18 protein-coding genes and 3 pseudogenes are annotated in these 18,172 nt (G+C 68.6%); 13 read left to right on the forward strand and 8 right to left on the reverse strand.

Annotation, left to right across the window (positions count from 1 at the left end; genetic code table 11):
- Positions 1-104: 104 nt before the first annotated feature.
- The 4 genes from AB0915_RS33105 to AB0915_RS33120 form a co-directional block, all read right to left on the reverse strand.
- Complete coding sequence (locus AB0915_RS33105; RefSeq protein ID WP_366694575.1) at positions 105-695, reverse strand: SRPBCC family protein; 591 nt, start codon at positions 693-695, stop codon at positions 105-107.
- Between the two features lie 86 nt (positions 696-781).
- On the reverse strand, positions 782-2,143 hold the full coding sequence (locus AB0915_RS33110) for a carotenoid oxygenase family protein (RefSeq protein WP_366694576.1): 1,362 nt from the start codon (positions 2,141-2,143) through the stop codon (positions 782-784).
- A gap of 59 nt (positions 2,144-2,202) precedes the next feature.
- On the reverse strand, positions 2,203-4,071 hold the full coding sequence (locus AB0915_RS33115; RefSeq protein WP_366694577.1) for a DHA2 family efflux MFS transporter permease subunit: 1,869 nt from the start codon (positions 4,069-4,071) through the stop codon (positions 2,203-2,205).
- Positions 4,072-4,193: 122 nt separating this feature from the next.
- The gene (locus AB0915_RS33120) at positions 4,194-4,760 is read right to left on the reverse strand and encodes a TetR/AcrR family transcriptional regulator (protein ID WP_366694578.1); all 567 of its coding nucleotides are present in this window, start codon (positions 4,758-4,760) and stop codon (positions 4,194-4,196) included.
- Between the two features lie 591 nt (positions 4,761-5,351).
- On the opposite strand from AB0915_RS33120, the pseudogene AB0915_RS33125 reads away from it, so the two are divergent.
- Both AB0915_RS33125 and AB0915_RS33130 read left to right on the forward strand, forming a co-directional pair.
- Positions 5,352-5,462, forward strand: a pseudogene (locus AB0915_RS33125) (MFS transporter); the annotation flags it as partial.
- Entirely contained in the window at positions 5,459-6,469 is a 1,011-nt protein-coding gene (locus tag AB0915_RS33130; RefSeq protein WP_366694579.1) for an IS481 family transposase, read from the forward strand. The pseudogene AB0915_RS33125 and the gene AB0915_RS33130, both read left to right, overlap by 4 nt.
- On the opposite strand, the gene AB0915_RS33135 is transcribed toward AB0915_RS33130, so the two are convergent.
- A complete protein-coding gene (locus AB0915_RS33135) occupies positions 6,422-6,874 on the reverse strand; it encodes a hypothetical protein (RefSeq protein WP_366694580.1) in 453 nt (150 codons plus the stop codon). The two genes, AB0915_RS33130 and AB0915_RS33135, sit on opposite strands and share 48 nt — an antisense overlap.
- Positions 6,875-7,071: 197 nt before the next feature.
- Here AB0915_RS33135 and AB0915_RS33140 point away from each other — a divergent pair, with 197 nt between their 5' ends.
- Positions 7,072-7,230: a hypothetical protein gene (locus AB0915_RS33140; RefSeq protein WP_366694581.1), complete on the forward strand. Its 159-nt coding sequence runs from the start codon at positions 7,072-7,074 to the stop codon at positions 7,228-7,230.
- A 175-nt stretch (positions 7,231-7,405) separates the two neighbouring features.
- On the opposite strand, the gene AB0915_RS33145 is transcribed toward AB0915_RS33140, so the two are convergent.
- Entirely contained in the window at positions 7,406-7,837 is a 432-nt protein-coding gene (locus AB0915_RS33145; protein WP_366694582.1) for a DUF6083 domain-containing protein, read from the reverse strand.
- A gap of 203 nt (positions 7,838-8,040) precedes the next feature.
- Here AB0915_RS33145 and AB0915_RS33150 point away from each other — a divergent pair, with 203 nt between their 5' ends.
- Both AB0915_RS33150 and AB0915_RS33155 read left to right on the forward strand, forming a co-directional pair.
- Positions 8,041-8,259 (forward strand): hypothetical protein, encoded by a 219-nt coding sequence (locus AB0915_RS33150; RefSeq protein ID WP_366694583.1) that lies wholly within the window; start codon positions 8,041-8,043, stop codon positions 8,257-8,259.
- A gap of 70 nt (positions 8,260-8,329) precedes the next feature.
- On the forward strand, positions 8,330-8,839 hold the full coding sequence (locus AB0915_RS33155; RefSeq protein WP_366694584.1) for a hypothetical protein: 510 nt from the start codon (positions 8,330-8,332) through the stop codon (positions 8,837-8,839).
- Positions 8,840-9,000: 161 nt separating this feature from the next.
- On the opposite strand, the gene AB0915_RS33160 is transcribed toward AB0915_RS33155, so the two are convergent.
- Both AB0915_RS33160 and AB0915_RS33165 read right to left on the reverse strand, forming a co-directional pair.
- On the reverse strand, positions 9,001-9,918 hold the full coding sequence (locus AB0915_RS33160; RefSeq protein ID WP_366694585.1) for a hypothetical protein: 918 nt from the start codon (positions 9,916-9,918) through the stop codon (positions 9,001-9,003).
- Positions 9,918-10,139 (reverse strand): hypothetical protein, encoded by a 222-nt coding sequence (locus AB0915_RS33165; RefSeq protein WP_366694586.1) that lies wholly within the window; start codon positions 10,137-10,139, stop codon positions 9,918-9,920. The genes AB0915_RS33160 and AB0915_RS33165 overlap by 1 nt, the downstream gene beginning before the upstream one ends.
- 194 nt (positions 10,140-10,333) lie before the next feature.
- Between AB0915_RS33165 and AB0915_RS33170 the strand changes: the two genes are divergently transcribed.
- From AB0915_RS33170 to AB0915_RS33205, 8 genes and pseudogenes are all read left to right on the forward strand, one after another.
- Positions 10,334-10,783: a hypothetical protein gene (locus tag AB0915_RS33170; RefSeq protein WP_366694587.1), complete on the forward strand. Its 450-nt coding sequence runs from the start codon at positions 10,334-10,336 to the stop codon at positions 10,781-10,783.
- Positions 10,784-11,202: 419 nt separating this feature from the next.
- Entirely contained in the window at positions 11,203-11,859 is a 657-nt protein-coding gene (locus AB0915_RS33175; protein WP_366694588.1) for a hypothetical protein, read from the forward strand.
- Between the two features lie 482 nt (positions 11,860-12,341).
- Entirely contained in the window at positions 12,342-13,901 is a 1,560-nt protein-coding gene (locus AB0915_RS33180; protein ID WP_366694589.1) for a hypothetical protein, read from the forward strand.
- A gap of 676 nt (positions 13,902-14,577) precedes the next feature.
- On the forward strand, positions 14,578-15,777 hold the full coding sequence (locus AB0915_RS33185; protein WP_366694590.1) for a hypothetical protein: 1,200 nt from the start codon (positions 14,578-14,580) through the stop codon (positions 15,775-15,777).
- A 155-nt stretch (positions 15,778-15,932) separates the two neighbouring features.
- A complete protein-coding gene (locus tag AB0915_RS33190; protein ID WP_366694591.1) occupies positions 15,933-16,271 on the forward strand; it encodes a hypothetical protein in 339 nt (112 codons plus the stop codon).
- Positions 16,272-16,775: 504 nt separating this feature from the next.
- Positions 16,776-17,312 carry a hypothetical protein gene (locus AB0915_RS33195; RefSeq protein ID WP_366694592.1) on the forward strand — a complete coding sequence of 179 codons (537 nt, stop codon included), beginning with the start codon at positions 16,776-16,778 and terminating at the stop codon, positions 17,310-17,312.
- 470 nt (positions 17,313-17,782) lie between these two features.
- Positions 17,783-17,968: pseudogene (locus tag AB0915_RS33200) on the forward strand (IS5/IS1182 family transposase); the annotation flags it as partial.
- 94 nt (positions 17,969-18,062) lie between these two features.
- Positions 18,063-18,172: pseudogene (locus tag AB0915_RS33205) on the forward strand (IS6 family transposase); the annotation flags it as partial.

Genomic DNA, 18,172 nt, shown 5'->3' on the forward strand with positions numbered 1-18,172 from the left:
GTGTAGACGTCGCAATCCACACCGAACCCGGAAGGCCCTCACCCGTTCAAGATGCCTCAGCCGAGACCTGCATCACCCGTCCACAACCTCCCGGGGCAATACAGCTAGTCCGCGGTTTGGTCCTGGGTCTCGGCCTGATTCTTGAGGTTGTTGATCCAGTTGTGGAGGGAGTTGTCGAGGGCGGCCTGCAGGGCGGCCTGGTTGGCGACGACCGGCGCTCCGGTCCACGACTCCTCGGTGTGGACGAGGACGCCGTCGCGGGTCGGGGTGAAGGTCCACACGTGGATCGCGGTGATGCCCTGGGCGGGTCCGCCCCAGGCCAAGCGCTTGCCGTGGTCGGTCTGCTTGACGGTGGAGGTGATGTCCAGTCCCTCGGTGCTCCACCGGAAGACGGAGCCGGGGCGCAGGCGTCCGGGGGTGTCCTTGACGACTGTCTCGACATGGGGCTGCCAGGTGGGCCACTTCTCGACGTCGGTCTGGATCTTCCAGATGGTGTGCAGGGGGGCGTGGATGAGGATGCTCTTGTGGGTGATGACCGGCGCGCTCTCGTCGATCTGCACGTCACCGGTGTGCGCGGCGTAGATGGTGCCGGCGGTGGCGGGCTTTTCGTCGGTGACGGCGTAGGCGGTACCGGAGACGGCGATGAGGAGTGCGCTGGTGGTGGCGGCGAACTTCGCCAGGGTCGACGTACGCATGATGCTTGGCCTTTCAGGGAGCGGATGGTCTCGTGCGAGGGCCGGGCCGGGGGAGCTGAGTCCAGCCCCCCGGTCCGGAGGCGGGTTCAGCTCCTGGATGCGTCGGCGTCGGGGATCCAGGAGCCGTGGATGCCGCCGGTGACCCGGCGCGGGAGGTGGACTGTGGCGATCCGGTCGAGGCTGGAGGCGTCCAGGACCAGGAGCTGGGAGGCGTCCTGCTTGAGGTCGGAGACGACGGTGAGTAGGTAGCCGTCGTCCTCGCGGGTGGCGCCGGCGGCGGGTACGAACACGGCCTCGCTGGGCAGGCGGGCGTCGCCGGCCTGGTGGATGCGACGGGCGCCGGTGGTGCGGTCGTACTTGACGACGCCGTAGCCGCCGTAGCCGTTCTGGTCGGGGAAGGAGACCGCGTACTGGTAGCGGTTCTCGGTGCCGAGGAAGTCCTCGTTGAGGGTGGGGAATTCGACGGCGAGGTCGTCGATGATCTGCTCGTCGACGCGGCCGACAGCCAGGTCGATGACCCAACGGCGATTGTAGGAACGGGTGTTGGGCTCCGTTCCGCGGCCGGGGGCGCCGACCCACCAGTTCCAGGAGAGCTGGAAGCCTTCGCGGTCCACGGTCGGGCCTTCCAGGATGATGCGGCCCTGGGCGTCCTCGTAGGCGTTGCCGGTGTGCAGCATGTTGCCCGGCTCGATGGGGAACCAGCGGATCTTCTCGGCGCCCTGCGGGCCACGAGGCATCACGCCGATCCGGGCGGGCTGCGCGTCGATCCAGCCGTAGGGGATGCCGGAGTGCTCGGTCGGGTCGAAGGTGACCGTGCCCTCGACGAAGACGATGTGGTTGCGGGTGAGGGCGAAGTCGTGCTTGAGGGAGGCGGTCGCGCCGGGCACCTCGACGCTCTGCGTGATTCGGCCCTTGGCGTCGGCCACGTAGTACATCAGGTACGGCGGGAAGGGCGAGGAGCCGAAGAAGTGCAGCTCCCCGGTGACCGGGTCGGTCTTGGGGTGTGCCGTCATCGCGCTGCGCAGCTTGCCGTCGAAGTCGTAGGCGCTGACGGTGTCCAGGTCCGGGGTGAGCTCGAAGGGGAAGTTCGCCTCGCACAGGGCGAGCAGGCGTCCGGCGTGCTCGATGACGTGGGTGCCGGCGGTGCTGGCGGTCAGGTCCGGGCCGTGCTCGGTCATGTAGGGGGCGCCGTTCAGGGCGGGGGTGTGCACCCAGCGGTTGCGGTACCACTCGGCGCGGCCGTCCCGCAGGCGGATGCCGTGGACCATTCCGCTGCCCTTGAACCAGTGGGTGGGGGTGACGCCGGGCTTGGGGTTGTGGCTGTTGCGGATCAGTCGGCCGGTCAGCTCGGGCGGCAGGGCGCCCTCGACGGTCAGGCCGGTGGCGGTGATCTCGTCGACGGCCGGGGTGTAGTGGCCGACGAGGAAGGGCTTCTCGGTGGTGGTCATGGGTGGAACCTCGTTTCCGTGAAGGGTGTCGTGGCGCGGATGGCTGGGGTGGCGGGGGGTCAGGCGGTCTGCTCGGCGCGGGCCTTGAGGGCGGCGAGCCAGGCGGTCAGGGAGGCGTTCAGGGCTTGGCCGAGTTCGTCGGTGGCGGCCTCGACGGGGGTGCCGCTCCAGGACTCCTCGGTGTGGACGGTGACCTGGTCGCCGGACCGCTCGAAGGTCCACACGTGGACGCCGTCGATGCCGTTCGCCGGGCCGCCCCAGACCAGGCGCTCGCAGGGGACGATCTCGCGGATGGTGGAGGTGATGTCCAGGCCGTGGGTCTTCCAGTGGAAGGAGTTGCCGGGCAGCAGCGGGCCGTCGAGCTGGGCCTGGTCGATGTCCGTGTTCCAGGAGGCCCAGGAGTCGATGTCGGTGTGCAGGGTCCAGACCCGCTCCAGCGGGGCGTCGATCACGGTGGACAGGCGGACGATGACCGGTGCGGTCGCGTCGATGGTGAACATGTCGGTGATTCCCTTCGGTTGGTGTGCGGTCCGGCGTGTTGCGATCGAGAGGAGCAGGGCGAGGGCGGCGGCGGCCGCGAGGACGGCGGCGGAGACACCGAACGCGGTGCGGTAGCCGGCGGTGAGCGCTTCCAGGTGCGGCTGGCGGCCGGCGGAGTGGGCGGTGGTGGTGCCGGCGAGGGTGGCAAGAACCGCGAGGCCGATCGCGCCGCCGACCTGCCGGGTGGTGTTGACCAGGCCGCCGGCCAGCCCGGAGTCCTGGCTGGGGACGCCCTCGACGGCCAGGCCGGTGAGCTGGACGAAGGCGATGCTCAGGCCCAGGCCGATGAGGACGCTGGGGCCGAGGACGTCGGCGGCGAAGCTGCCGTGGGCGCTGATCCGGGACAGCCACAGCAGTCCGGCGGCCTCGGTCACCAGTGCGCCGGTGACGGTCGCGGTGGAGCCGATGCGGCGGGAGATCCTCGGCGCCAGCGTGGAGCCGAGCATGTTGGCGAAGGCCAGCGGGAGCTGGCCGAGGCCGGTGACCAGCGGGCTCAGCCCGAGAACCTGCTGCTGGTAGAGAGGGAGGAAAAAGAACAGGGCGATCCACACCGAGCCGAGCAGCGCCATCAGGAGGTTGCCGGCGGCGACCCGTCCCGTACGGAACAGGCGGGGCGGCAGCAGCGGGTTCGGGTGGCGGCGCTCGACCAGGACGAACGCGGTGAGCAGGACGGCCGTGACGGCGAAGGCCGACAGGACCGTGGTGTCGGTCCAGCCCGAGCGGCGGGCCGACGTCAGTCCCCACACCAGGGCGGTGAGCGCGAGGGTAACGGTGGCGGTGCCCGGTGTGTCGAACCGTCCGCCCTCGGTGACCCGCGTCTTCGGCACGGTCGCGGCAGCGGCGGCCAGGACCGCGAACGCGCCGATCGCCACCGCGTAGAAGATCCACGGCCAGCCCCACGCCTGGGTCAGGGCGCCACCGAGGAGGACTCCGGCCGCGCCTCCCGCGCCGGACACGGCCCCCCACACCCCCAGGGCCCGGCCTCGGCCGGCGCCGGGCGGAAACAGTCCCATCACCAGGGCCAGCGCCGCGGGGGCGATCGCCGCGGCGCCCAGTCCCTGGACCACGCGGGCCGCGATCAGCACGGCGGACGAGGTGGCCGGGCCCGCGGTCAGCGAGGAGAGACCGAACACCGTGAGTCCCGCCAGGAGCGTTCGGCGGTGCCCCAGCAGGTCCGCCGCCCGGCCTCCCGCCAGCAGCAACGCCCCGAAGGCAAGGCCGTAGGCGTTGACCACCCAGGTGGTGCCGCTGTCCGACAGGCCCGCACCGGCGCGGATCTGGGGCAGGGCCACGTTCACGATCGAGGTGGCCAGCATGACGGTGAACTGCGCCCCGGCGAGGGCCGCGAGCGTGGCACCAGGGCTGTGGCGGGTGCCGGTGGAATTCACAACACACTCCCTGTGTGGTCAACCACTCACATTTGATGTCCGAGAGAGGGCGGGGCCAGTGCCCCGCCCGTGAGCTCGGTCGTGCGGTCGTGCGGTCGTGCGGTCGTGCGGTCGCGTGGGCGTCAGTAGTGCCGGACGCCGGCCGTCAGGGTCCGGGTCCAGGGGGCGTCCACCTCGTCGGCCCCCATGGAAACGATCAGATGGCACAGCATGCCCCGCGCGAAGAACTCCTGGACCTGCGCCTCCGTCCCGCCGGAGGCGCCGCGTACGTACTCCACCAGCCGGGCGTACCCCTGTCGGACCGCCTCGCGCACGGCCGGCTCGGACACCGCCGCCGCCTGGGCGTGGAGCTGGATCAGCATCAGGTCGTTGTCGCTGATCAGCTGGGCATACGCGTCCCCCATGGCCCCCAGGACCGCCTCCGCCGAGCTGCCCGTCGCATCGGCCGCGGCCCGCTCCAGGCTGGCCCTCACCCGTACGAAGCAGTGCTCGACCACCGCCGTGAACAGCAGTTCCTTGTTCGGGAATAGGCGGTAGACGTACGCCTGTGAGATGCCGGCCGCCTTCGCCACCTCGGTGGTGGTGGTGCCCCAGTAGCCCCGGGCGGCGAAGGCGCCGATCGCGGTGCGCAGCACCGTCTCTCGGCGCTCCTCGGCGGTGGACAGCTGGCGGGGGCGTTCGCTCTTCATGTGAGTACTTAACCACTCACACTTTTCTTCGTCAACCCGTTACCCAGCGGTTCGACCAGGGCAGTGGTCCACGGGGCCGCACGCAGGGCTCTGGGCGATGCTGAATGAGCCGAGCGGCATCCCCCAAGGTGAGGCCGTCGAAGTCGACTTGGCGGAGCTCGTCGAGCAGGGTGGAGTCGAACAGCCAGCCCGCTTCGTGCCCGACGACGCTGACCATGGGCCTGCTGAAGCTGTGTCGCACCCACCATCACCGCTGGGTGGCCGCAGGACGCCCGTCCGACATGGACAGCTGGGCCGCGGACGAGGACGCGCGACTGCGCCGCCGCCAGCAGGTGCCGGCCTGCCTGGTCTCCGGGTGCAACCGGGCCAGGGCCGCCCACGGGCTGTGTCACCGGCACGCCTGGCGGTGGACCCATGCCGGACGGCCACCCCTTGAAGACTGGGTGGGACGAACCCTCTACCACCCGCCGCGCAGACCGTGGGCCGCCGAGCGGAACTGCGAGTTTCCCGACTGCTCGCGATGGACCGACAGCACCGATGCCCCGCTGTGTCACACGCACCACAACCGGTGGCACAAGCACGGCAGCCGCGGACCTCGGGCCGCTCTGGGCAAGCGGACTCCTCGTCCTGGTCGCGCTACTCGTCGCGTTCCCCTTGCGCGGTGTGATCGCAGCGGGTCGGAGCAGCGAGGTGCTCCGGTGACGCACGCGAACGCCCCGTTGAGTATCGAGGGACGACGAAGGCTCGTCGACCGCTGCCGCACCCGGCCGATCGCCCACATCGCTGCCGAGGCCGGCGTCTCCCGAGCTTGTCTGTCCAAGTGGAAGAACCGGTACGACGAGTACGGCGAGACCGGGCTGCTTGACCGGTCCAGCGTCCCGCACTCCTCACCGACCCAGACCCCGCCTGAGATCGTCGAACAGATCGAGCGACTGCGGCGGAACAACAAGTGGTCCGCCCGCAGGATCGCGCTCGAGCTGTCGGGCGAGGGAGTGCGGATCAGCGAACGCACCGTGGGTCGGTGGCTGGCGCGGCTGGGCATCAACCACCGCCGGTTCCTCGACCCTGACGGGTCCGCCAACCGACGCCCGCCGGGGCGCATCGTGGCCCGCTATCCGGGTCACATGGTCCACTTGGACGTCAAGAAGGTCGGACGCATCCCCAATGGTGGCGGATGGTGGGCCCACGGCCGCGGCTCTGCGCAGGCCAAGGCGGCCCAGCGCGCGAAGACCGCCGGCGCCAAGGGCGGGTACGTTTACCTGCACTCCGCCGTCGACGGGTTCTCCCGCCTGGCCTACACCGAGCACCTCCCCGACGAGAAAGCCGCTACCACCGTGGCGTTCTTCAGTCGCGCTCGCGCGTTCTTCGCCGCCCATGGCATGCACCGGGTGGTTCGCGTGGTCACCGACAACGGCGCCAACTACCGCGCCGCAGTCTTCGTACGCTCGGTGACCTCGCGGGCCTCCCGCCACCAGCGGACCAAGCCCTACACGCCCCGGCACAACGGCAAGGTCGAGCGGTACCAGCGCATCCTCGCCGAAGAGCTGCTATACGCCCGCCAGTGGAACTCTGAGGAAGAGCGGGCCGGAGCGATCGCAGTCTGGAACGTCCACTACAACTACCACCGGCCTCACACGGCTGCCGGAAACCGTCCTCCCGTCTCACGCCTCCGAGCGAGCGTCACCAACGTCATGGCCAGCAACAGCTAGGCGCTCCGGGAGCCGCGTGATCGCGGCGGCCACCGCGAACCCGAGTGTGACGCCAACAGCGGCAGCGATGGTCTCCGCCCAGGCCGCGTCGAGGGAGCCGGGCAGGACGGCACTGGTGAGCCGGCTCGCGCCCGACAGGACCGCCACTGCGGCCAGTGCGGCTGGCCAGCGGTGCCGTACCCCTTCGATGATGTCGTCGACGACATTCAAGAGGAGCATCGCCGCCATGATGTAGGAGCCGCCGAATTTATCGTCCCAACCCGCCGCGGTGACCCCGGTCCCGAAGGCGAGCACCGACAGCCAGAGTCCTATCAGCCGCCAGCAGGGCGTGGGCTGCTGCCGTCTCGCACCACGCGGGATCCAGAAGAAACGCTTGATGCGCTGGACGACCGTGTAATTCTGCATGGCCCGCCCCCCGTTCCCCGTGCCGGCTCCGTTAGCACTCAGGAGTAGGACGCACGAGAGCGCGCAGCGGTTGTGGAGTCTCACTGCAAAGGTGACCAGTAGCGCGACGCTCCGGTGGCAACTACCGTGCTTCGCCGACGCGGAGCCGCAGGTCCGCGTTCGTCGCTGGTGACACCTATCGTCCGTCGGCTCACTGGGTGAGCCGTATCGCCGGCACGCTCCACCTCGTCGCTCTTACCGCCGCAGCGCGGCGCGACACGGCCGGCATGTTGGACGCCCTGGACCAGGAAGCGTTGCCTGCTCTCCCTGACGGAGACGTCGCGGAACTGGGGGACTTCGGGGAGCAGGGCAGATGACGATGCGGCCGACGGGGAGGAGGCACCGGCCGGGCGTTTCCGGTCAGTGCTGCAGTGGCCACCGACAGACCGAGGGAGGACACGGTTGCGCCCCGGGCCAGAGCGCTGATCCGGGGCACATGAGGCCGGGCAAGGTCCTGCCGTTGATCACCGTACCGGGATGATCCGGCGGCGGTCAGCCGGTGTCTGGGAGGTTCCAGTCCTCGGGCAGGTTGAACAGGCGTTGCGACTTTCGTTCGTTCTCCTTGCGGAGCGCTGTGGCCCACAACGGGCGGTCTTCGGGTTCGAGGTAGGGGCAGACCATGCGGTGCGCGATCCGGCACTGGGTTCCGGGCAAGGGCTCGGCGTCCCACAGGTTCATAGCGTTCCCGTCCGGGGTGAGGACCCATCGCCGGCGCGGGGGAACGGTGTGGGCGGGGACGAAGATCCTCGGCTCGAGGAGTACCCAGTGCCCGTCGTAGAGGGTGGGGTAGCGGTCCTGGGGCAGTGCGCAGTGCGGGCAGTCTGGTGGTGCGGGTGGTGATTGGGCGGTTGCGCCCTCGAGGGCGGCCTGCAGCGCGTTGTTGGGGCGGTCCGGGCGGTCGGCGGTGTTCTCGGTGTCCCCCATGCTCACCAGGGTCCGGACGGTCCGTCAGCACGGGTAGGGCGCGATCCGGCCGTGCCGGGTGAGGGAGAATCTGCACGGTGCGTTGAAAGGCGTCACACGGGGCTTGTGGCAGCGCGACAGTTCCGCAGGGGCAGGCCGAACCGCTGCCCAAACCGGCACCATCACCTGAGTTGCCCCGTCCTACGACCTGACAGACTCGGGCGATGAGCACCACCCGTCGCCCCCTTGGAACTGGTACCCGGGACGGCGTCGAGCCGGAGCTGTCGCCCATTGGCGACAGCCATGCGCGCGGCGGTACAGCCGCGGCCCGGGCCGCCGCCAAGCCGTCCGACCGTGCTGCCGAGCACCAGGTGGAGGCGCGATCGCAGGGCCGCCGACAGCTGGGCACCGGACCCTGGCGCACCGAGGAGCGGCAGACTTGACCGCCTGGGCCCTGTGCAGCGGGCGCGAGGCCGAAGAAGTTCCGGGAGTGCGTCGGTGGAGCTCAGCTCAGTGATCATCGCGGTGGCAGGCGTCGCAGGAACCCTGGGAGGATCGCTGCTCACCCAGCGCGGCTCCGAACGAGCGAAGCTCCGGGAAATAGAGCTCGTTCGTGAACATGAAGAGATCCGCGAGAGCCGTTCACTGCGACGTACCTGCTATGCGGAACTCAACCGAGATGCCCGGCAGTTCAATACCGCACTCAACCGCCACCTGCACGTCATGAGGGAGCGCGGCACGGAGGACGCCGACAGCGTCGCGCTCGATGAAGCAAAGAACGCGCACCGTGATCGATACTCCGAAGCACAGATGATCGCCCCCGAAGAAGTACTTATGCGAGCGAGTGCCGTCAACCAAGCTCTGAACAAGGTCTATGGCCAGGTCAAGCGCCTCGAACGCGGTGCCCCCGGACCGGGCGAAACGACGGAGACCGCGGCTCAGGCCCAGTACGAGGTCTGGGGCATGCTCCGAACTATGAGAACCGCTATGCGTCACGACCTGGGTGTGTCGCATGAAGATTGAGAGCTGGGACTCAGCTCCGTGCGGTCTTTCTTATCTGCCTCGACTAGCCAAAGGCTGACCGTGCGTGCCGCTGCGCCTGACCTGCTCCGGCCCGCCCGGGTTGTCCGCGAATCGCGAACAGACTGCTCCCCTTGGTGGTCCACCGGAAAGGGTGACTACAGTCACGGAAGGGGGCCGGAGCCACTGTCATTGGCTCCGGCCCCTTTCATGCGTGCCGGACGGTCAGGAGGTGGGCTCCCCGGGTGTGACGCGTGCGAAGTACTCCCTGAGGGTGTCTTCGTCCAGCTCGCCGTCCATGACCAGCGCCCGCGCAGTGCCCGGCCGGTGGCCTGGGCCGGGGTGCCCCAGCGGCCGTGCGCCTCGCGCATGATCTCCCCGATGTACCACTGGGCGGAGTCGGGGTGGTGCCGGATGAACCAGTCGAGCATCTTCGCCACCGGCACCGTCAGGTTGAGGTCCCACCAGGACTCTTTGTCCGGCTCCTCCTCTCCCTTCTTCTGCCGTTTGTCGCGCAGGTTGATCATGTACGCGAAGTCATCGAGGACGGCGTGCCGGATCGTCGGGCCCAGGATGTCGGTGGGCAGGATGTGGTCCAGGCTGACCGCGACGCTCCACGCCAGGGAGTCGGCGACCTCGCGCACCGAAGCCTCGTTGCGCTGCCGCAGGATCCACCGCTTGCGCACGTCCGGGCGCTCCCACAGGGTGCCGAGGAAGTCGGCAGCGAACCGGTCGCGGACGTCGGCGGCGCCTGGCGACAGGTCGTCCCGGTCCCCGGCGGACATGGCCGCCCGCACCCCTTCGGCGGAGCGTCGGCGGGCTTCCGCCCAATCCTCCGCCACCGGCCGCGACCACTGCGCGCGGCCGCCGACGCTCGCCTGGGGCATCGGCACGTCGCTCGAACGGCGCGAGATATAGGCCCGCAGTGTGGAGGCGGTGATGTCGCCCAGCGCGGCCATCTCGGGGACGCCGAGCAGTTGGCCGCCGGTGAGTTCGGGGCTGGCCAGGTCGACGACGCACTTCTCGAGCGGCAGCGCGTCGTCCAGGAGCCACCCTTCGTCGATGAGGGCGACGGGAGCCATCAGGCGGCGGCCTGCCCCTCGCCGCCACCGAACCGCGCGGCGAAGCCCCGGGCGTGCTCGTCACGGAACGCCTTCGCGGCCTCGTTGAACCGGGAGCGGGCGATGTCAGCGGTCAGCAGCTGCGCCGCGTACTGCTCCGGCTCGGCGTGGCCGTCGGCTGCGAGGCGCTCAAGCTGCTCGTAGGTCTCGTCATCGACGTTGATACGGATTTCCCTGGCCATGCCCCCACGGTAGCGGGGGCCCCTGGCCTGTGGGAGGCCAGATACACGAACCGGTCCGCCTGGCGGCAGCGTGCCGCCCGCCAGGCGGGGCGAGCCCCTCGATCCGGGCGGCCTCTTGGGGGCGGGTCTTCGATCACGTGTTTGGGGAGGTTCTGGAAGCGCCCTTCCCGGACTTGTCAACTAAGCTTCAACTTATGAGCGTGGTGGAGAGGAACCTTTCGGACCTGCTTAACAAGCCCAAGGTGACGCTGGCCGCCCTGAGGGGTGCCCGGCGGATAAGGCTCCGGCGCCGTGACGACGAGGACCTGGTGCTGACCACGGCCGCACGCGCCGAACAGGACAGCACGGTCCTGGGCGCGACCACTCGGATGTTCGTGGAGATGATGCGCACGCCCGAGGGCCGCACGCTCGTCCTGGACGTGCTGCCGGCCACCTTCCCGTGGGTGCGATACCTGCCTGCCCACGACGTCCGGGACTTCTCCGTCGAGCTGGTCGGGGCCCTGGGCGCCGCTGCGGACCTGGACAGCACAGCGGCGGTCGCCCAGCTCATCACCGAGTGGCGGCACACCGCCGAGGTGCATGCCGACCCTGAGCTGTATGCCGCGCTCACCACCGACTCCGGCGAGGACTACGGGCCAGGCTGACGACAGCACCCGCGGTTCGTGGGCGGACCGACCAGGGCTGTCGTGCCCGGATCCGGCGGTAGCCAGATCCAGCGAACCGGCTTTGAGTACGCAGAGGTTGTCAGTGGTGCTCGCTACGGTGCCTCCATGGCCAGCAGAAAGAAGCTCCGGTCCCGTCCCGCCCGCCGTCCGGTGGCCTTCGTCGACGCCGACTAGGTCGTACAGCTCGTGGGCGGTGGCCAGCCGGGCGTTCAGCGGCCCGCTGCTGCCGACGTGGAAGCAAGCCGGAGCCCGCCCGGTGGGACGCCGACGAACTTGTTGCCCGCCTGGTGGGAGGGCTCAAGGTGCGGCGGATAGTTCAAGCGTCAGAGACCTGAGGCAGCCCTAGGCTCGGCATTCTGCCCGATGGGCGGGCACACCGTGGAGAGGGAGCCGATCCTATGACTACCCAGGCGGCTGCTGTGGTTGCCGACCCGGCAGGCCTGACGCTTGACTTCCAGCACACCACGCCGCTCCTCGGCCTTTCCGCGACGGAGATCTGGCAGGTGCAGATACGTGCCGACGGCGCACCCGTAGGCAGGCTGCGAGCTGTTCTCACCCCTTACCGGGGCGGCGGCAGCCCGCAGACCCTGACGGATTCGGAGTACAGCCACTGCACCGGGGGCGAACTGATCTACGAGGACGCGGAGGACTGGTTCCCGGACGTGAAGCAGCTGGACAGCCTGCGGTCCCGGCTGTCCGCCCAGGGAGGCTTCTGCGCCCAGGTGGCTGAGCAACTGCTGAGCGAGAGCGCCGTGGGCTTGCGGGATTTCGGCTCGCTCAATGTGCTCGTCTTCGATCAGCTCTCGCTGTCCGCTCCCTGGGACGACCCGACGGTCGCCGCCGGCGTGGTCGCCTTCGTCGTCGACCAGGTGGCCGTCGCCGACCTCCTGGTCGTCTTTCCCGCGGGCGCGGCTGCCGACCTTCTGGCAGCGGCAGGGTCGCTGCTGTGGGCGGAGCAGTTCTCCGACGACACGCAGTGCCTCGACACCAAGTTCGATCACGGCGAGGGCGTCGCGGAGGTGCGGGAACTGCTGCTCTCGCGGGTTCGGCGCTGACCCCCGGCAGCAGCCCTACGACGTTGTGGGCCAGCGTATTTTGCAGGCCTTCCATACCCAGCTGAACCAGCAGGTTCTCGCGCCGGTGGCCGTGGCCGACTTTCAGCTGACCACGCAGGAGCTGGCAGAGCTCACCGAGGCCTCCGGCTGTGGTTGCACAGCGCCCCCGCGAAGGCGCAGGCCCGCGCCCCTGCCGCCGCCAGCGGCGGCAGGCCAGGAACGACGGGACGGCGGGGCTGCCGTCCCACGGGGCTGGTTCTCCCGAGGTCCCTGACGTGCGGCGTTTCCCTTTCATTGCCATCGACGCACCTGTGCCGGTGAGGTCGGCGGCTGGCGAATTCCGCCGGGTGTGTCAGTGCCGGGCTGCACAATGCTGCGGAGTCATCCATCTGCAGCAGGGGAGCACCATGGACCGGCGCCTCATTCAGACTGCGGTTTTCGGGAGTTCGGACTCGGACGAGCCTGCTGTGTGCCCGGAGACCGTGGAGGAGCTGGAGGCTTTTCGGCGAACGCACGAGAACGACACCATCTGGTGCGGCACCAAGTTCGAGGGCGGCTGCGGGCGGCGGCTGACCACGCGGCTGTGCACCGACAAGATCTGTCATTTCGCGCATTACGCTTCCGATGGCTCGGTCGAACGGTGCGGCCGCAAAGCGAAGGGCAAGGACAGTGCCAACCACTTGTTCGCCAAGGCTCACCTAGCGGCATGGCTGCACACGCAGGGCCTGACTGCCGAGTTCAGTTACCCCGAACCGCTGGGCTCCGCCGTGCTGGTACAGCTGGAGGACGGGCGGATCCTCCTGGTCCACCTCGACCGCAACCGACCCGTCAGCTGGGACGACGGCTCCTGGGAAGTCATCCTCGGGCCCGGCGTAAGGATCGCTCCAGACGTCCTGGAACAGCGCGGCTACGTGCAGCGCATCCGCTTCGAGGACCGGCCCGGCAGCGGCCGCGTCATGCGGCTGGGCACAGAACACCCGGGGGTCGGCACCACCTGGGACGGCCTGGAGGACGTCGAGCTGACGTCACGGGGCCTGAACACCTCGACCAGGCCCGACGCCGTCCGCGCGCCCATGGCCACGGGGCTGCGGCACAGTGAGTCCGAGGGGCGCTCGATCGTCAGTGTCGCGCCTTCCCGGTCGCGGGCGGCGAGCACCGTGCGTCAGGACGACCCGGTCAAACGCGCGCTGATGCATCTCGACCGCGCCATGCGTGATCAGCCGGACCGTTTGTACACCGCGGTGCGAACCATCCAGCAGTTCCTGGAAGCAGAAAAGGTCCCGGAGAACACCGCCCGGCTGCGCCTGGCTCTCCGCCGTGGTCAGACGCAGCTCGAAGAACGAGCCCGACAACGCCAGGTCGTCCTGGCCCGGCTGCAGGAACAGCCCACATACCTCCTCCTCACCAAGGCCACCCAGCTGATGAGGGATCTCGACGTGACGGCCGAGGAACGGGAGGCGGTGCGTGTCGCGCGGGTCCGGCACGACCAGGAGCAGGCCGCGCTCCGGCGTGAGCAGGAGGAGCGGCGCGCGGCCCGCCAGGCTCAGCGGGAGAAGGAGTGGCGCGAGCAGACGGAGCAGCAGCTGACGGAGCAGCATGAGCGGAACAAGGCCGCCCGACGGGAGCGGGCGGAGCGGGCGTTGGTCGTGCAGCGTGAACAAGAGGAGGCAGCGGAGCGCCAGGCACAGCGCGAACGCGCCGAGAAACTCGGCTACCTGGCGCCGTTCGTCATGGGGGCGCTGAAGAAGGCGGCCCGTGAGGAGCGAGTCACCACCTGGCGTGAGATAGGGGACAAGACCGGGCAGCGTGAGCTGAGCCGCCTCACCCACCAGGACAAACTAACGCTGCTGGAGACAGCGGAGAACAAGACCCTCCCTGGCAGCCCCCTGTGGTCAGCTGTCCTGGCCGCCACCGGCAGCGATGACGCGCTGCGCCTGCACCGGGACCTGCTGCACCGCTTGCAGCGCCCCGCGCCCGCCGACGACAGCGACCTCCTCGCCCAGGTCACTGCGGAGTGCGTCCAGCTGCGCCGCCAGTGGTAATAGCCTGAACGGGGCAGGCAGTCAGAGGGGGCGCTGCCCCACAGCCGACCGCCGACGATGGCGCCTTTGAAAGGCCGGTCAGGGGCGATTGTCGTACCTGGCCGACAGGGCCGGTCTGGTACGCGACGCCGTCCGGATGAGGTACGACCTGGTCAGCCGCCCGTGCAAACGATGGCCCCACGACTACGGCGGCTGCGGGTGGCACTACTCGTTCTGGAAAGGCAGAACAAACGGTGGCCCCACAGCCACCTGATGACCCGTCAGTCGCGGAGGGGGTTTGTTCTAGATCTCCAGAACACCCAGAGACCGTTTGCTCTGGAGCACGCCTTGGCGGACATGGCGACGCTCTGCGGCATCCCTCGGCGCCAAGTGACGGTCTACCGGAATCTGTTCGTCGCAAGGAACGGCAGTCCTCGCGCCCTACCTCCTTACCTGGACCGATGTTCGCGTCACCTATGACGGGCAGCTCATAAACCCGCGCACCCAGATCCAGGACGAGGAGCAGTCCAAGGACCTGACCTTCGAGTACGACGGGCAGACTCACCCCTTTGAAGTCCGCCTGATCCATTGGCGCACCGGGTCGGAACGCACCATCGCGCTGTGCGACGCCGCCAGCTCCCCTGTCGAGACCATTGACGCGTCTGCCGAGCACTCCGACTTCGCCTACACCGCCTACGTGCTGTGGAAGCCCATGCCCCGGCACCGCAACGAAGTCCCCCTGATCATGCTGGGCGGCGACACGCCACTCGCCCCCCTGCTGCGCGTCGCCCGCACCTGGATCGCATCCAGGTTCGAGGAACGGCGCCGGCGCCAGCGTCGCCAGCTCGTGGACAAGTGGATCGACGAAGGCGTCTACCCCTACGCCTCACGCGCCGAGGGCGGCCAGGCCCAGGCCGAACAGGGGACGTTCGATCTGGTCGCCACGTCCATCAACCGTCACATCCCAGCCGACAAGATCAAGAAGCGGCTCACGCTGTCTCTGCTGCAGAACTCGCTTCGCCACAACCCGGACGAGATGGTCGAGATCCTGGAGAACGTGCTGCGGCTGGGGGAAAGCGACGTCAGCCACCTGCACGGGCTCCTCCAGCAGACCAGCCTCTCCAACATCATCCGCGCCTCGTCCATCGTCACGGCACGGCTTCAGTTCCTGACCGCCCTCGAGCACTTGGTCTTCGACGAGGAGACCTACGGCCTGGTCAAAGAACGCGATCACCTGCACAAGATCCTCGAACGCGAACTGTGGGTGTTCGGCGAGGAATACAACATGATGCGCAGCAGCGAGATCGGCCTTACCCGCCTGCTCGAACACCACCGGCGCACCCTCGGCTGGGACCCCACACCCGACGGCCCCGTACGAGCGCTCAACGGCCGTACACGACGCGTCGATCTCATGCTGTCCGCCGAGAGCCACGAACATGACCGGGTACGCCACCTTGTGATCGAGCTCAAGGCACCGTCCGTCGACGCAGACCGCGAGCAGGCCGACCAGATCGACGACTACATGCGGGCCGTCCTCAACGACCCTCGGTTCGCCAACGTCGAGACCACCTGGGACTTCTGCCTCGTCGTCCGCAAGATCAAAGGCAGGCTGCTGCCGCGTGTGCGGCAGGCCGGCCAGCCAGAGGGCCTGTACATCGAACCGACGAGCTATGAACACGCGCGAGTCCGGGTCTGGGTACGGACGTGGTCCGAGATTCTTCGGGAGGCCAAACAGCGTCTGGAGTTCGTCAAGGACGGCATTGACCACAACCCCTCCCTGGAACAAGCCCTCGACTACCTCCGCACCCGCCACGGTGACCTCATCCCTGACCAGCTACGTCAGAGCGCAGCCGTTCCCGGACCGCGCTCGGGAGACGTCCAGCATCCAGCTGTCTGATCCAGTTCCCCCGTGTGCCGAGGCTCAGCAGTTGTCACCGACCGCACCGAATAGGCTGCGAAAGAACCAGGCCGGAGCAGCCGGACTGTCACCAGAAAGGCGCTGGAGTTGTCACACACAGCCGATCGCCGGTCATCCTGTCACCGGGTGGCAGTGTGACGCGCAACGACCTCATCGCCATGCTCCGCGAACAGACCCCGGCATGCGGGCCTGCACGTGACGCCTTGATCGCCGGAGGTGACTTCCTCGTCTGGGACGGCCTGGTCCCGGCCAACCAGCACGCGGGCGTCTTCAGGAGCCGAATGCACCACTCCTTGAAGCGTGGCCACACGATCGACGGCCTTGCCGACAGCGTCGACATCCTGCTGCGAGCCGGGGAAGAGCCGCTTCGTACCGGAAGCATCGACGCGGTGGACAGGTCATCCTGGTTCACGATCTTCCTGAACTCCACGGCGACAGAAGTGGTGGCCTGCTGCGGCGGGCGCCGACCCTGATGACGATCCGTGAAATCGGCCAGTGATGCTCTTCGTTCCCCACTTGGTTTCCGTGGGCAACGATGTCCGGGGCCACACGTCACCCTTTCCCGGGCTCAGCACGGCGTGCAGTCTTTCCCGAGTTCGGGGCGGCTCCGGGAGCGGTGTACAGGTGGAGGCGTCGGGTGGCTGTGCGCCATCCCTCGCCGTCTTCCCAGACGAGCGCGGCCTCAGGCGCTTCATGGGTGAGCAGAACTGTGGCACGGAGTGTGTCGCGGCTCTGCTCGACGTCCGGTGCGGTGGGGAGTATCGGTGAGGCCGGCTTCGTGCAGGGTGACCGTGGCGAGGCAGGCCCCGGCTGCGCGGAAGCTCACATGGCTCGTGCTGCTGACTCCGGGCCACATCTCGGCGGCGATCTTCAAATCGATTTATTGATTGGATGGTTGAAAGCAACTGGATAGCATCGTTCTCCGATCATCCATGATCGTTCTCATCTGACGGGGGTATCGAGTTATGTTCAAGACGGTGACGCGCGTACTGGCCGCGACCGGGCTGGCCGTCGCGGCGACCCTGGGAGCCGGTGCCACCGGCAGCACTGCACAGGCCGACAGTGTCTCGCTCTGCTACCAACCGCATGTGCAGAACGTCGGCTGGAAGCCCGAAGTCTGCCAGGGCAGCTGGGCTGGCTCGATCGGCGAGGGCCGCAATCTGGAAGCCCTGCGGGTACGCATCAACTACGGAAGCCTCTGCATGAAGGCCCACCGCTCGAACTACGGGTGGGACTCCAGCTACCAGTGCGCCAACCCGAGCCACAGCATCCAGATCGGCACCACGGGCATGAACGCCCCGATCGAGGCCATCTCGTACTACTACTGCCCTGACAGCCGGCTCGGAGGCCAGGGCGACGTCTGGGCCGAGGGCTGGCTCCGGAACGTGGGTTACGCAAGTTCTGGCCCCTCCCCCTTCGCGACGTGGCGGTCCGGCTGCAAGGCCGAGGGCATCATCGGCACCACCGGTCAGGCTCTCCCCATGGAGGCCGTGAAGTTCAACTGGGCCCTGTAATCCTCGCCTGAGCCCAAAAGGAGGCGCCGTCCAATGCCGGGCGGCGCCCCTTCCAGTTCACCGAACAAGTTCGGCGCCCTCGATCGCCACAGCGGGACGTTACGCTCGGCGCCATGGGCAAGCTCCCCTTCGACGCACTGCTCTGCGACTTCGACGGCGCACCATGCCTGTGGGGCGAGGACGGCGTGTCCGCGTTCGATTGACAGACCCTACCTCGACCGGCGCGAGATCCCCCGGCCAAAATCCCGGCGCACCCTGGGCACCTGACCTCGGCAACTTTAAGTAGTTGTTGTCGTTCCGATCGTGAGGGGTGGGTGTCGAACGGGAGTCTCGATCGGGTGATCGCGGCCGGCCGTGGGCATGAAGGCAGGGGCTCTTGGTAGCTCGGGGTTGCGAAGCCAACCGAGATCCAGGAGACCCTGTTGCCGCAGTTGTACGTGCTCACGCCGGTGGAGTTCAACTCGGCTGCCCTGTCGTGTGATTGCGTCGCTCACCGGTTCGGCAATGCGGCCGACCACCCGGAACGTGTTCGGCGGTATCCCTCGGACATGACGGACGCGGAGTGGGCCGTGGTCCGGCCGCTGCTGCCGGTGCCGGGCTGGCTGCGGGGCCGGGGCGGGCAGCCGGAGGCGTACTGCCACCGGGCGATACTGGACCAACGCCACGAAGTTAAGGGCCCGTTGGGGCGCTGTCACGTTGGCTGGCTGGGTGGGATGATCTTCGGGTTGATCATGTTGGAGGGGGTTGTCCGTGGGCGCCGTGTCGCCGTCGTACAAGGGGCACCGGTACCCGGTCGAGGTCATCTCCCACTGCGTGTGGCTCTACCACCGCTTCCCCCTCAGCTTCCGCGAGGTCGAGGA

This window comes from Streptomyces sp. NPDC048411 (assembly GCF_040704695.1).
GTDB lineage: Bacteria > Actinomycetota > Actinomycetes > Streptomycetales > Streptomycetaceae > Streptomyces.

Bases quoted from the DNA above. Each gene is read 5' to 3' on its own strand.
- AB0915_RS33105 (WP_366694575.1), bottom strand. From the start codon at position 695: ATGCGTACGTCGACCCTGGCGAAGTTCGCCGCCACCACCAGCGCACTC.
- AB0915_RS33110 (WP_366694576.1), bottom strand. From the start codon at position 2,143: ATGACCACCACCGAGAAGCCCTTCCTCGTCGGCCACTACACCCCGGCC.
- AB0915_RS33120 (WP_366694578.1), bottom strand. From the start codon at position 4,760: ATGAAGAGCGAACGCCCCCGCCAGCTGTCCACCGCCGAGGAGCGCCGA.
- AB0915_RS33135 (WP_366694580.1), bottom strand. From the start codon at position 6,874: ATGCAGAATTACACGGTCGTCCAGCGCATCAAGCGTTTCTTCTGGATC.
- AB0915_RS33145 (WP_366694582.1), bottom strand. From the start codon at position 7,837: ATGGGGGACACCGAGAACACCGCCGACCGCCCGGACCGCCCCAACAAC.
- AB0915_RS33150 (WP_366694583.1), top strand. From the start codon at position 8,041: ATGAGCACCACCCGTCGCCCCCTTGGAACTGGTACCCGGGACGGCGTC.
- AB0915_RS33160 (WP_366694585.1), bottom strand. From the start codon at position 9,918: ATGGCTCCCGTCGCCCTCATCGACGAAGGGTGGCTCCTGGACGACGCG.
- AB0915_RS33165 (WP_366694586.1), bottom strand. From the start codon at position 10,139: ATGGCCAGGGAAATCCGTATCAACGTCGATGACGAGACCTACGAGCAG.
- AB0915_RS33170 (WP_366694587.1), top strand. From the start codon at position 10,334: ATGAGCGTGGTGGAGAGGAACCTTTCGGACCTGCTTAACAAGCCCAAG.
- AB0915_RS33175 (WP_366694588.1), top strand. From the start codon at position 11,203: ATGACTACCCAGGCGGCTGCTGTGGTTGCCGACCCGGCAGGCCTGACG.